This window comes from Vibrio sp. 10N.247.311.13 (genome assembly GCF_041467595.1).
GTDB lineage: Bacteria > Pseudomonadota > Gammaproteobacteria > Enterobacterales > Vibrionaceae > Vibrio > Vibrio crassostreae_C.
In genome coordinates this window covers 123,910-137,119 of the sequence record NZ_JBFSUX010000005.1, presented here as the reverse complement: position 1 = coordinate 137,119, position 13,210 = coordinate 123,910, and the positions used below count along the sequence as shown (strand labels likewise).

Here is a 13,210-nt window from a genome sequence, read left to right as displayed (position 1 = left end):
TAATAATCACCCATACTGGCCGTTTCTATCTGAGATCCAATTAGGAAACAAAGCCTTTGTACGTCCACAGATTCAAGATTAACAAATACACATCCCTCACTGCGTAAATCACGAATTGCATGCGGTGCGATAGATACACCTAAGCCAGAAGAGACTTGGGTTAACACGGTTTGCATGTTGTTGGGTTGTTTTTTTATATTTGGAGAGAATCCAGATAGGTCACATTGAGTAATGATGGAGTCAAATAATCCTACCGCTTGTTCACGTTCAAATAAGATGAAAGGGTCTTGCTGCAGTTGTTTCATTTGAATGGTGGTGTATTTAGCCAACTCGTGGGTGACGGGCAAAACAGCAACAAGCTTATCTGTATAAATCGTCACCGAGGTGTAATCATCAACAAGCAGGTTCGGCAGTGGGCGAGAGAAGCTAATATCGATCTCTCGTTTGTCCAGAGCTTCGATCTGTTCAGAAGCCGTCATCTCAACAAGATCAACATCAATATTGGGGTTTTCAGCAATATACTGTCGAACTAAACGAGGCAAAAAGCTCAGAGTTGCGCCTCCAAGATAACCAATAGTTAAAGTACCAATACAACCAGAAGAAGCTCGAATTGCGGACTGTTTTGCTTGTTCCGTTTGTTCGATGAGTCTAATCGCATCTTTAAGTAAGTGCTGCCCTGCGGCGCTAATGACGACTTCGCGAGATGTACGGAAAAATAGGCTCACTCCAAGTTCGTGTTCAAGGCTTGTGATATGGCGGCTAATGGCAGGTTGAACGGTATTTAACTCTTTTGCAGCTTTTGAAAAACTGCAATGTGTCGCGACAGCCACAAAGCTTTTTAGTACTTTGATTTCCATATAGCCTCAATATAAACCTAGGTGATAAAAAAGCGCTAACTTGCGCCTATATTGCTTTTATTATCAATCACAAAGACCTTGCTAGCAAACCTTAGGGTAATAACGTTTGCAAGGCTCTGGTCACTTGTGAGAGTGGGGCGATAATCCTACGTATTCAGCTTTCAAGCTTTCTGTTTTCTAGATAATTCTTTTTCAAACTTTTAGTTTTCGAGCTCTTCGTTTTCGAGATTGCGCCGAACTAAATCGTGCATTTGTTTTACAGTCATCAGTGCTAACCAGGTAATTTCTTCTACTGAACGTTGACCCGTTGTGGAAGTTGGGTTGTGGGCTTCAATCACAGATTGATAAATTGAATCGCCGCAAGCCTCTTCTATTGGTATAGCTCTATATAGTTTGGTTTATTTGAAAGCTAATCTATGAGGTTTAAGACAGTAAGATAGGGTTCAAAAATAGACAGCTTGGTAGTTGATGGAATCAGTACAGAACGAGATTCGACTTAATCCTATCTTCTCGCTGCGATTGTATTCATTGATCGAGTGGTCAAAGCCATAGGCTGTCGACGGGGCCATATATTGAGTTATGCCTTGCTGTGTCGCTGTTATTTCATCATGGCCATGACCGCAGAACACGTCACGAACGCGATATTTTCGAAGCACTTTCATCACATCAGTATCGTTCTCTAGGAGGATCGCTTTCATCCAATCTGCACCGACTGGAATGACAGGGTGGTGAACAACCACGATAGGATCATTGGCCTTTCTCAATTGTTGTTTTAGCTGAGCCATGCCGCGGTTATCAATACGCCCTGAACCAAGTGGGTGGCGGCTGTCTAGCGGCTTGAAGCTTGAGTCTAGGAACACAAACTCTCGTTCACCGATGGTGGCTTTGTCGGTGACATAAATCGTCGAGCCTTTTAGCTCTGTGCGCATTAAGCGAGAGTCATCATGATTACCCGCAATCACGTAAATGGATTGGTCGCTAATGTGTTGCCTAATGAATGCCTCTAATCGAACGTAGTCGCCAGACTTTGGCTTACAACAAATATCACCAGTCAGAAAGATGGTCTTGCATGCCGTGTCTTTGTTGACGTATTCCAGTGCTCTGCGCAGGTTCTCATAGCTGGATTCATCGGAAAGGTGGCAATCACTGATTTGGTACACGGTATTCATTGTTATTGCCCGGTAATTCGATACGTAGAATTAAAAATGCCTGCTAAATCAGCAGGCATTTATTGGTGTTATTTCGCTTTTGATGCGGCGTGGTGTTCAATCATGAAGGCAATGGCTTCATTGCTTAAACAAGATTTACTCACATATTGGCGCTGTTTACCGATATGCAGGATAAAACCAAGATTGGTCTGCTCAAGTTGGTCGATGTCACTCCACGCGATGGTGTTGGTCGCTTTGTGGTTTTTGTAACTTACTCCGTTAGCGTCACCTTGAAAGACAATTTTGCTGCCTGCGCCTGAGCTGATCTTTTGTCGCCATAACCACCAGGTTCTTTTGCAGTACACACTGAATGCTTCAATCACACTCAAAACGATAAAGAACCAGCCAACATAGCCGTTAGGTAATAGTTCAAACTCCAGTAGAACCACACCAAAAATAAGAAACAGTATTCCTTTTAAGTAGGCTTTTGGAAATTGAGTCGGAAGGCTAGTTTGATCATAACACTCCGCGAAAAACGTCTTGTCGAGTTTGTATTCTGTAGTGAAACCGGGTTCTTTAGACATGTGAGGCTACTTTATGGTTCTCTGTGAATGGGCTGTCAGTGGGCAGGTGTCCCACGCTGCAATTTTGCAACTTGATTATTGTATCGCTTCTCACTGTTTTTATTTAGATATTTTGGCTCTGTTTTGTAAATCGATGATACTTAACGGGTCTATTCTAACTTTAGCTATCAGACTAGTGTAGGGGCATCTTTAAAGTCACCTAAAAAATTGGTGATGGGATGGATAGATCTGTGGAGTCACCCGGCTGTTGGGACTACTGGCCTTTTTGGATAAAACTTCGATCTCATTTTGTTGGTTGATGGAGTCTATAGTGATTAGCGTGCTTTATCACTACTGTTGAGGGGCTGGCATAGTCTGCTCTAACAGAATAAACATATGAAGCTTGCAAAGTTCATCACTGTTCATTCTGAGAGGCCATGCCCAAAGCGATACCTTGGGCATGGCCTTATTCTATTTCAGTTTTAGGATCAGTACTCGATGAATAATGACACCTGCTTAACGTTAATGAAGAAACTTCTTTCATAGGGAGAAGAGGTAAGAGCAATATCTAGTTTGTTCAACCCAGACACTCTCTTCTCATTTAATGCTTCTAATAGTTTAGAGTTGGTAAACCTAAGCGTTTGACCGGCTTCTACGTTGTTGAATGTAGTGAGTGTGAGTGGATTACTCCATGCTGCACATATTGTAAAAGACTCACAGAACGTGTCGTAATCCAGTGTGTTTGGAGACCAAGTTTGATTAACGATATGCGCAGTTACATTGTTGAATGGAAATTGAAGAGTTGAATCTCCGAAATCAACAATAAGCGTAGCCTGTTTGATTTTCCCTCGAACCTCACTTAAGTCAAAACTCGCTAGTGTTTCGTAGTCGTATGGGATTGAAGCCCCCGCTCTCAAGTAACCACCGACACGATGTTGCGTGACTTGTGTTGCCGGGGTTGCTTGCCAGTTTTCTCTTTCCAAACCGAATAGGTTAGAGGGGAGGGTCACATTCACTGGCGGACTGAAATCAGAGGCTTGGTATGGTGGAGTTTGACCGAGAACTCCTTGTCGATAGGAGTCAACGCCACTGTAGATTAGCAGTGCGTTCAGTTCATAAGGACCATCGGCTTGCTTAAACGTGTCACCAGGAACGGTAAACTTGATGGTGTTTTCGCCAGCCTCAAGCGGTTCTTGGAAACTCACTAGCTCTAAATACTCTCCGGCTGCACCAACGATATTTACCGAACCTGTGTAAGTTCCACTGCGCGTAACATGGATAGGAAACTCAAAACTCAGCGAATCAATGTAGGTTCCATCTTGCGACATAGTCGGTGTGGTGACTAAACTCCCCGTGACTTCAATCGGTTCGCGGCAACGCTCAAAAGATGCTAAATCAATAAATTCTTCAAACTGAATTCGAGGGGCTGAAATTCGTATGTCATCTTGAGTGATTGCGTAGATGATCGTCGGGTTGGAGGTCAAAGTAGACGCTGAATCAAACGCGCCAAAAATATCTTCAGTTGAGTACTGTAGAGTGACGATTTGCTTCGCAGGTTTGAGTTGCAGACGTTTGCTTGTGTTCAGCTCGTCAATTCCATCGGTGAGGTAACCATGAATGGTAAAATCCCCCGCGGATTTAACATCAAGTTCCAAGCGCTGCTCTAAGGCAATAACACAGCCTTCAGAGGAAAACAGTGGAGCGAGTGAGAGGCTGACAAATTCAATGTCAGAGGGTAGTACGTGGATTTTTTTACTTGTCTGGCGAGTGATAGTTGTTCCATATTCTTCAAAAGACGTTATGCCTTCAATTAGATAATCCCCTTCAGCGGGTGGAACGAAAATATTGCTGTAGACACCATCTTTAGCAATAGCATCGAAATTGACACCCTCATCTTTAAGCGTCAGGCGTGTTTTTATTCCAGCTTCATCAATGATCACTGCGCTGGTTTGGGCACCTGTGATTGGATTCCCTTTGTTTGTCAGTAATGCAGAAACGGGAACTGGTTCACCGACCACAAATTGGTTTGCAGCTATCGCCATGCCAAACGCAATAGGGGATTGGATCGCAACCTGAGCAATAATTACTGTGTTGTAACTTGGGTTTGGAAAATCAACGACGATCTTCCATTCGCCAGGTTCAGGGTTAGTTACTTCAGGCAAAAATAAATAGCTGCCCGGTAGCGGCGGACTTTGTGTGTCACCTGAAAGTATGTTCGCTTGCACATCATTGGATGATGTTGCGACTTGCCCGTTAGGCTTGACTAAATATACGGTTGCATCATCCAACGGCACGATGATTTCTGCTTTTAGGGCTTCCGCTTTGTCGATGGTAAATAGCATTGTGACTTCGTTATCGTTACTAGTCACTGGTTGAGATAGTGTCGTGCTTGTACTCATCCCAACGGGTATTGCATTACTGGCGATAGCCGGTGTGATGAAGGTACAGAAAAGACTGAACACCATCACTAATTGCTTGATGAATTTCATTGTGGCCACTCCTTAGCGCATTGAAATAATTTGTTGTAGAAAACGTTCAACGTTTTGTCCCGTTTTCATTGTTGAGTGGTTAGCCAATACGTTACCCAATGCATTGGTATAACTTGGGTTAGCGCTTGCCAAGGTCACAACAACATCATTTTCTTGCGGTACTGTTTGAATGGCTTGGTAACTGACTATGGTGATTGGATGAGCTTGTGGTCCATGCACACTTGGCATTGTGACCGATTGAGTTTGAGTATCGAGGTAGGCCGCAGAACTAAAGCTTCTTAGCGCCTGCCAAGCGTTAACGCCTGCCCAACGCGATCCCCATGGGAATAGGCCAACGATATCAGGATCTTTCTCAATAACACCGTCTTGGTTGAGATCGGCATTTGCCCCAATAGAAAATGTATTTGCAATATTGCCGCGAGTACGCATTTGGATCGCGTTTGATGCTGTATCCGTTGTTAGATCACGGATACCAGGCATTTTAGGACCCGCAAACGGAATATTTGGGAGTTGCATGTACTTGCCAGCGTAATTATTTGGATCGGTACTGACGTTACTGTAGATATCGGCGTAGTGGTCCATTTTTATCACCGACAAATCTGCTGCGACGCTACCAAGGTGAGGTGTGGAGAAAGTAGAAAGGGAGGTTATCTCAAAGGAAGGGCTAAGTGCTTTGAGGTTTTGGGTATCTAGCCCGCCTTTACTGTGTGCAATGACGTGAACTTTGTCGGATTTCAACTCATCGAGAAAACCCTGAATTTTGTTGTTCAAGATATTAGCGTTAGTCGCTGTGGTTCCATTTTTGTCAGCAGAGAAACGAGTATAACGAATGCCATAGTCATCAAGTGTAGAAAGCACGCCTGGAGCCGTATCATCATCCCAAGTGTCTGATTGTGCAGCAATGCCATGAGCAAGAATCACAGGAATGGCAACATCAAACTCGATTGAGACCCAATCGACAGACATACACCAGTTGTCTCCCGTATTGCCAGTATCAATATCGACGCGAATCTCATTGTTTTGGCCGAACTTGATATCACTGATATCGACTTGAAGGTTAGTATCCGTCCAGCGGTTATCAGAGCCTTGCAGCGTACGTAAAGACTTTCCGTTAAAAGATACGACATCTATTTCTGGAGCAATATTACTGACGTTGGCATTGGAGTCTATGTCGAAGACCGGCATGCTAATCCTTGCGCTAGAACCGAGAACGCCTTTTTGCTGCATATCGCCCAGTTTACTTGGGGCAATTCTCCCGTCACTTTGTAAAACGTTGGGGCTGACAACCATAGGAACAGGTAAAGAGATAAGTAGAGGTCCGCCAGAAGCATAGGTACAACCGGTATCCAGACCAGGACCAGAATTGACAACATAAACGCCGAGTACTTCTTGCGGTGGGGCTATCCCAGAGCTTTGTGAACGCATCGAGAAATTACGCAATTCGTGTGAATCAGGTATATCTTCGGCACTCGCGAAACTCGGAGAAAGTAACAAAACACTGAGCGTGGCGCTCGGAATGTATAGTTTCATTTGTTTACCTTTGAGTATAGGTTATCCAAGAATTTGGTTGAAGAAAGCTCTATCTGTAGTTGTAAGGTAAAGGCTTGGAGTTTGATGTGAAATTTATTGGGTATAATTTCGGCTTGTTACTCAATTGATAAAACTGCTGCTCTATTTTTTTTCAAAATAGGAAGAGTGCGATCGTAGTTTCTGGATTGCGGAAGTTATGTCCTTATTTTCAAAAGGAGGGGGATAGTGCTCTAATATTGTTAGAACAATCGAAGTTAGTTTATGAAAGAGTAGTTAAGAATAGGAAAATCAAAGTTGGATGTAGGTTTGTTACAGAACTACATAGAGCGCGCTGTTCTGAATGGCTGACTACTAACCTAACTGGCTGTGCAAAGTTAGGTTAGTAGAAATTATGTGGCTGTTAATTCAGATTTGAGAGATAAGGGCTAGTGTTTTTTAGTAAAAATGGTAAAGGTCGCAATAAACTGAGGTTTGTTATTACATCGTTCGCTACATAGTGAAAACAGGCGACATACCGCTGTCTTGTCCACTCATTAGCAACAAGCCAATTAAGACAAGCAAAACCCCACCAAAGAGTTGTAAATAATGACCTGTGGCTTTCAGTGTCGCACTGTTACTCTTGCTACCTGCAGCCAAATAGCGTTTTACCAAGTTCTTGCCTGTTAGTGTCATTATAGCAATCGTCGAGGTTGTGAAAGCAGTACCAATCGCCATGGCAAAAGCACTGACAACACCCATCCAATATAGGCCAACCATGTTTGCGAAAAGCAGTACCATGATGGCTCCGGTGCACGGTCTTACGCCAATCGTCACTATAATTCCAGCATATTCTCGGAGCGTTGAGGCTTTGTTGATTGCGTCTGCATCGGCTACATGCTGGTGGCTGCACCCACAGTCGGCATGAGAATGATCTGCATGAGTGTTAGCTGCGGCTTGCATTGTGCTAGTAGCGTCGATTATCGGAGAAGGGGCTGATATTGATGAACGAAGTGCCATTGGCGAACGCGCTGAAATTGTCGCAGCTGTGTCTGTTGCGAGTGTAGTGATGGCTTTCACTTTCAGCTTAGGCTTACGCATAGCGGTGTAGATGTTTTTCAAAGCCTTCCAACATATAAGCGCGCCGACGACCGCGACTAAGGCAAAGCTTAATGAAACAAACATATTCGCTTTGTCATTCACTACTCGCATGGAAGCACTAAAGCCCCACAGCAACACGCTTACTAGTAAGATTGCGACCAATGCTTGTAAAAAAGCGGAGACGACCGTAAGCACTAAACTCGCCTTGGCTTTGGTTGGGTGAGTCGCTAAGTAAGTCGACACGATAACTTTGCCGTGCCCAGGCCCCAAAGAATGAAGCATGCCATAGATAAAGCTGAACCCGATAAGGTAACTGCCTGCGCCCCAAGGGTTGGATTTAGCTTCATAGAGCAGGTCTGCAAGTTCTGAATTGACTTCTCTTTGCCATTGAATGCTAGAGATAACTAACGATGGCCACATGGACCACAGTTGATACGCACCAATAGCAATAAGCACGAACGCGCCAGCACCAATGAGGTAGTGATTGATTTTGGATTGATTTTTCTTCATTTAACAAGAACCTATATCTGAAATCTTTCTGTTAATTAGTTGCCATGCTTAATCAGCTAGACGCTGACTTAAAGGCTGAAACGAATCACTGCGACTAAGAAGCGGGAACCGCCGCACAATGAAGCTCAACCGATTGTGTAAACAGTTGGCCTAGCGTGTTATCTGGATCTGCATCGACAGGTAAAGACATTGCATAACTCATTTGCTCTGGCGTCGGGTTAGGCTCGATTAATTCTAAATGGCATTGTCTTGCTAGTTCAGGTGACAATGTCACGTCGCTGTTGGATAGCCACGACATGTCGACAAAGTAACTAGGGTCAAAAATCAATACGCGAAGCGAGTTTCGTGTCACAGGCTTAGGTTTAGAAAGTGGTAGGTCAAATGTTAGAACCATCTTGGCTTTATCACGCTCAAACTTTGCGTTCTCAACCACCTGATATTTGATGGGCTCTTCACCATCATAAAAGTACGTGAAGTAGTGCTCGTACATCATGTTTTCGATTACAGACGCAGCGAGCTTTTTGAATGTTTCAGTTTCTGTATCGGCAGAGACGTCTTCTCCATCCAACATGTACATCGAGGTCATTGCATCAAAAGACCACTCCATAGAGAGACCGGTGATCATGCCATTCTCTCCCTCAATATGAGTTTTCATCTCTATCCAAGAGTGAGGGTGGGCATATAGATTTGGCGCAAAACACAATAATGCTAGGCCAACAGTCAAGCCCTTGAGAGAGCGAAAGCATGTCGAGAAACGGCTTACATAGCGTGTGGAGAGGCGATTGATGACATCGATTAGAATAAATGGCTGTTTCATGAGAAATGATGGTAATTTAGTGTGATGTTATATTATAACAACTCGATGCGTTGTTCACTTCAAATTATAAGCTTGTTTACATTGAAGCCGACTGCAATTCTTGATTTTCAATCCAACCTATTTTTCCTATAAACATCTTTGATTGGTCCCTAATTCGACATTATTCAGACTAGTGTGTGACGTTGAATAGTCGATTAAGCTCTCGGTTGTGCGAGGCCTTTTTGTAATGGGTTTGAGCTTGGCTCTTGATAACAGGCATTAACAACGCAAAAAATACCCCCAATAAAAATACTACCCCCTAGTATATATGGTTATTTGAAAGGTAACTGAGATAGGCTGAAGATGACGGTAAGTTTGGGTGCTTGTGATCTTAGTTATCGATCCAGTAAATCTTATTTTTCACATGATAGTTATTGGCATATGCCAGTAATGGGGCGTATGCTGAACTCCTGATCATCAATAACAGGAAGTTACTATGTTATACGCAGTACCTTGTCGCGACCTTCATGTTGGCAACCACTTTGCTCGTTCCCCACAGATCGCGATTGTCGATGAACAACGACAGATAAAACAGATTGTTCCTTTGATTGACTCCGACACCTCTTGCAATAAAAAGAAGCAATGGATTTCGGTTCTCCGTTCTTACGATGTGAAATCTGTGGTGGTTCGTTATATTGGTAAGAAGATGCTAGCGCACTTGTTCAATAACGATATTCGAGTCTTGGCATCGACAGGTAAGGCAGAAATCGGGGCTTTGGATTTCGACAATCTACGGGAAGTGACCGATCTCGATTATGGTCGCGAGCCGAGAAATAGTGGGTGTGGCAATAAAACGTGCGGCGAAAACGGGCACAAAAAACAAGCTTCGATTCTAATCGTACAGCCTAATCAGCTAGGTGCTATTCGAGGGTTCCGACAATGACCTTTTTGTTGACGCTATTGGGGTTTGTCGGAGTCGTTACATTGATGGCGATAGGCGTGATTTTTTCGCGCAAGCCAATCAAAGGCAGCTGTGGAGGATTGGCGCAGTTAGATATTGAGCGTGAATGCAATTGCAAGGATGTGTGTGAAGGGCAAAGCAAAAAGCTGTATCAGATTACTGAGCCATCAAGCTAAGTATCGAAGTAAGCATCAAAGTTCTCGCTCACTGAGTTAAATAACTTCTGGCTAACACGTTAATTAACTACTTTGAATCACCAACGCGTGACCATTGACGATGCACTTGGCGACTTTAGCTCGTGCACGCTTGATAATGTTGCCGAACGTTTGGCGAGACACCTGCATTTGTTCAGCGGCTTCAAGCTGGCTCAGGCCTTCTTGATCAGCCAAGCGCAAGGCTTCGAGCTCTTCCAATAGCAATTCTTCTTTATGAAGCTCGTCCATAGGAACACCATTGGGCTTAAAACAAGAGTAAGCCGTACGGGTACACAACTGGCGATGTTTTTTTGGTCGAGCCATATCAATCTCTAGCAATCTATGGGTAAAGGTAAGTATGAAGGTTTTCTTTCCACACAATCATCGGCGTTGCCAAGTGTGCAGCCAAGGTTTTTTCAACGACAGCGCCATTTGTTTTGAAGCTATTGGCGAGCATGACACTTTAACTAAGCATGAGGCAGTAGCTAAATATAAAACCAGAGCCAAGATTGTACCAACAGATAAAACTGAGGGCTACGATGGCATCATGCAAGGTGGCATTGTCACTACACTGCATGACAGCGCGATGTTGCATTGTCTATTTCAGAATGATATCAAGGCGATGACGGTGAGTTTAACCTCTCGTTTTCATCATCCGATTTTGATTGGTCAAGAACTGGAAGTTCGTGCCCAGTGGGTCAAAAGTAGACGTAATATCTACTTCCTAGAAAGCCAAATTACTCAGTGCGGAAAGTTATGTTCGTCGGCACAAAGCCAGTTTATGTCAGTTTCTAGCTATCAAACTTAAGCTTGGTATAGCGGTGTTGTTTTATCAGTTATAAAAGTCCAACTACGGTTTCATAATCACTGAAAATAACGTGTACGAAGAAGAGATTAACCGCGCCCTGTTGAAGATTCGTGAGTCACGAAAGTGGCGTAAAATCTTGGTCGATTATTTCGCAGATCAGTAATCGAAATTAGAGGCTTATTCAAAAGCTTTTGGACTTTCGCCGTTACAGTTGATCTGAATCTGAGGCCTTGATCTTTTTGAAGTATTTAAATGCACTCCAAACCGCGTAAGCCGCAACCCCTACAATCAATGCCGAGCGAAGGAGAATAGGCGCATCATGCTCAAGTTGACCAACATGAGGAACAATACTGGCAAACAATCGACTGGTAAAAAGCAGCCCCATTACTAACATAATTACTTTATTCATGTGACCTGCCATTCAATTGAGTACGTTGCACAGAACGAGTTTTGGGGCGATTACACGGTTAACACGCCAGACAACGATTCTGCTCGAGATAAAATCATGCGCTTCTCAAACGTAACCGTCAATGCGATATCGGCGTTAAGCCAGTAAGCTAAAATTTCGTTTTTGGAAGGGGGCTGTTCTGGTGCTGGAGTTTCGAGTTCGAGACTGTGGAAGGGCTATGACATCTTCCCGTGAAATTGATTTTCCGGATTTAATATTCTGATTTATGATCGCATGCAATCTAGGGGGGACAAATGTCCTCCTCTTTGTTTCTATCGGCGCAATAATATAGGTGCTACAAAAATCAAATAATAAAGGACACCCCTATGGACCTATTCGCCCTACTTGATATCAATAATACCTTAGTCAATATCCCAATAGGGGGTGGCTACGCGATGAGCTGGATTGAAGCATTCGGCACCGTGTTTGGTCTGTTGTGTATTTGGTTTGCAAGCCAAGAAAAAACCATTAACTACCTGTTCGGATTGCTGAATGTCACCTTATTTGCGGTTATCTTTTTCCAAATTCAGTTATACGGACTGCTACTTCTTCAATTGTTCTTCTTCTGTGCCAACATTTACGGTTGGTACGCATGGACACGTCCTAATGAGCAAGGTGAAACGCTAGAAGTTCGTTGGTTGAGCCAAAATAAACTAGTAGCAACGGCCGTAGCGTGTGTGATTTCTATTGCTTTGTTAACTATGTACATCGACCCATTCTTTTTTGCGCTAGCAAACATCGCGGTAGATAGCTTGAATCTATTTGGTGCGGATTTAGCGGAGCCAGTGCTTGAACCGGATGCGTTCCCATTCTGGGATGCCACGATGACCATTCTATCTATTGTTGCTCAAGTTCTTATGACACGTAAGTATGTTGAAAACTGGATACTGTGGATTGTGATTAACATTATCAGCGTTGGTATTTATGCGACGCAGGGTGTGTACGCAATGTCTGTTCAATACGCAATCTTAATGTTTATTGCGGCAAACGGTACTCGTGAGTGGGCACGCACAGCTAAACGAAACAGTGATAAATCGTTAACTCAAGCAACGGCTTCTTAGGAGTGAAGATGGCAAAGCAACCTCATATCTGCGTTGATGAAACGCAAATTGCTCCGTTAGTTATTGTTTGTGGTGAGCCAGATAGAGCGAATCGAATCGCTAACTTGCTTGAACATGCTGAACTGGTCTCTGAAAACCGTGAATATCGAATCTTCACTGGTCAATATCAAGGTAAAGCGATATCGGTTTGCAGCACGGGCATTGGCGCACCTTCAATGATCATTGCGGTAGAAGAACTTAAGTTTTGTGGTGTGACTCATATCATCAGAGTAGGGTCTGCAGGTGCGATGCAGTCACATATCGGGCTTGGTGAGCTAATTATTGCAGAGGGCGCGGTTCGCGATGAGGGTGGTTCTACCGCTTACGTTAAGCCGTCGTATCCCGCCTATGCAAGCTTCTCTCTGCTTAAAGAGCTAGACAAGTTCTTGCAGCAGCAAACAACACCTTACTATTTGGGCACGGTACGCTCACACGACAGTTTTTATACCGATGACGAGAAGGCGCTTTGTCAGTACTGGAATGGCAAAGGCATTTTAGGTGCAGACATGGAAACATCCGCGCTGTTTACCGTGGGACGCTTGAGAGGGCTTAATGTCGCTTCTATCTTGAACAATGTTGTCTTGTACGAACAAGATGTAAAGGAGGGCGTTGGGCAATATGTCGATGAGGCAGAGGTAATGATGCAAGGAGAGCGGCTAGCGTCATTAGCGGCACTGGAAGCATTAATTACTCAATAAGAGCCTGAATAAATGCAAGACGAAAGCGACG

General features: G+C 43.8%; 14 protein-coding genes and 1 pseudogene. 6 read left to right on the top strand and 9 right to left on the bottom strand.

From position 1 onward, the window contains the following. From AB6E52_RS04045 to AB6E52_RS04015, 7 genes are all read right to left on the bottom strand, one after another. On the bottom strand, window positions 1–857 hold an 857-nt coding region (locus AB6E52_RS04045; RefSeq protein WP_372130326.1), incomplete at its 3' end, for a LysR substrate-binding domain-containing protein. 443 nt (window positions 858–1,300) lie between these two features. Beyond that, window positions 1,301–2,026: a metallophosphoesterase gene (locus tag AB6E52_RS04040; protein ID WP_102320052.1), complete on the bottom strand. Its 726-nt coding sequence runs from the start codon at window positions 2,024–2,026 to the stop codon at window positions 1,301–1,303. 68 nt (window positions 2,027–2,094) lie between these two features. Continuing rightward, window positions 2,095–2,589 (bottom strand): YcxB family protein, encoded by a 495-nt coding sequence (locus AB6E52_RS04035; RefSeq protein WP_102320053.1) that lies wholly within the window; start codon window positions 2,587–2,589, stop codon window positions 2,095–2,097. Window positions 2,590–3,056: 467 nt separating this feature from the next. Beyond that, the gene (locus AB6E52_RS04030; RefSeq protein ID WP_102320054.1) at window positions 3,057–5,057 is read right to left on the bottom strand and encodes a choice-of-anchor X domain-containing protein; all 2,001 of its coding nucleotides are present in this window, start codon (window positions 5,055–5,057) and stop codon (window positions 3,057–3,059) included. Between the two features lie 12 nt (window positions 5,058–5,069). Beyond that, window positions 5,070–6,587: a triacylglycerol lipase gene (locus tag AB6E52_RS04025; RefSeq protein ID WP_102320055.1), complete on the bottom strand. Its 1,518-nt coding sequence runs from the start codon at window positions 6,585–6,587 to the stop codon at window positions 5,070–5,072. A gap of 489 nt (window positions 6,588–7,076) precedes the next feature. Further along, the gene (locus AB6E52_RS04020) at window positions 7,077–8,174 is read right to left on the bottom strand and encodes a nickel/cobalt transporter (protein WP_102320056.1); all 1,098 of its coding nucleotides are present in this window, start codon (window positions 8,172–8,174) and stop codon (window positions 7,077–7,079) included. A 94-nt stretch (window positions 8,175–8,268) separates the two neighbouring features. Then, window positions 8,269–8,991, bottom strand: coding sequence for a DUF1007 family protein (locus AB6E52_RS04015; protein WP_029235926.1), 723 nt, complete (start codon window positions 8,989–8,991; stop codon window positions 8,269–8,271). A gap of 475 nt (window positions 8,992–9,466) precedes the next feature. Between AB6E52_RS04015 and AB6E52_RS04010 the strand changes: the two genes are divergently transcribed. Next, entirely contained in the window at window positions 9,467–9,913 is a 447-nt protein-coding gene (locus AB6E52_RS04010; protein ID WP_102320057.1) for a NifB/NifX family molybdenum-iron cluster-binding protein, read from the top strand. Continuing rightward, the gene (gene nqrM / locus AB6E52_RS04005) at window positions 9,910–10,107 is read left to right on the top strand and encodes a (Na+)-NQR maturation NqrM (protein ID WP_017059103.1); all 198 of its coding nucleotides are present in this window, start codon (window positions 9,910–9,912) and stop codon (window positions 10,105–10,107) included. Before AB6E52_RS04010 ends, nqrM begins: the two co-directional genes overlap by 4 nt. 63 nt (window positions 10,108–10,170) lie before the next feature. On the opposite strand, the gene AB6E52_RS04000 is transcribed toward nqrM, so the two are convergent. Continuing rightward, the gene (locus AB6E52_RS04000) at window positions 10,171–10,449 is read right to left on the bottom strand and encodes a DUF134 domain-containing protein (RefSeq protein WP_029235478.1); all 279 of its coding nucleotides are present in this window, start codon (window positions 10,447–10,449) and stop codon (window positions 10,171–10,173) included. A 34-nt stretch (window positions 10,450–10,483) separates the two neighbouring features. Between AB6E52_RS04000 and AB6E52_RS03995 the strand changes: the two genes are divergently transcribed. After that, entirely contained in the window at window positions 10,484–10,933 is a 450-nt protein-coding gene (locus AB6E52_RS03995; RefSeq protein ID WP_102320058.1) for a PaaI family thioesterase, read from the top strand. Window positions 10,934–10,967: 34 nt separating this feature from the next. After that, window positions 10,968–11,096, top strand: a pseudogene (locus tag AB6E52_RS03990) (ABC transporter substrate-binding protein); the annotation flags it as partial. Between the two features lie 42 nt (window positions 11,097–11,138). Here the strand turns inward: AB6E52_RS03990 and AB6E52_RS03985 are convergent. Continuing rightward, window positions 11,139–11,342 carry a hypothetical protein gene (locus tag AB6E52_RS03985; protein WP_017059106.1) on the bottom strand — a complete coding sequence of 68 codons (204 nt, stop codon included), beginning with the start codon at window positions 11,340–11,342 and terminating at the stop codon, window positions 11,139–11,141. Window positions 11,343–11,707: 365 nt separating this feature from the next. On the opposite strand from AB6E52_RS03985, the gene pnuC reads away from it, so the two are divergent. Together pnuC and AB6E52_RS03975 are read left to right on the top strand one after the other, a co-directional pair. Then, window positions 11,708–12,442: a nicotinamide riboside transporter PnuC gene (pnuC, locus tag AB6E52_RS03980; protein ID WP_102320059.1), complete on the top strand. Its 735-nt coding sequence runs from the start codon at window positions 11,708–11,710 to the stop codon at window positions 12,440–12,442. An 8-nt stretch (window positions 12,443–12,450) separates the two neighbouring features. Further along, window positions 12,451–13,179, top strand: a complete 729-nt coding sequence (locus AB6E52_RS03975; protein WP_102320060.1) for a nucleoside phosphorylase — start codon at window positions 12,451–12,453, stop codon at window positions 13,177–13,179. Window positions 13,180–13,210: the final 31 nt, after the last annotated feature.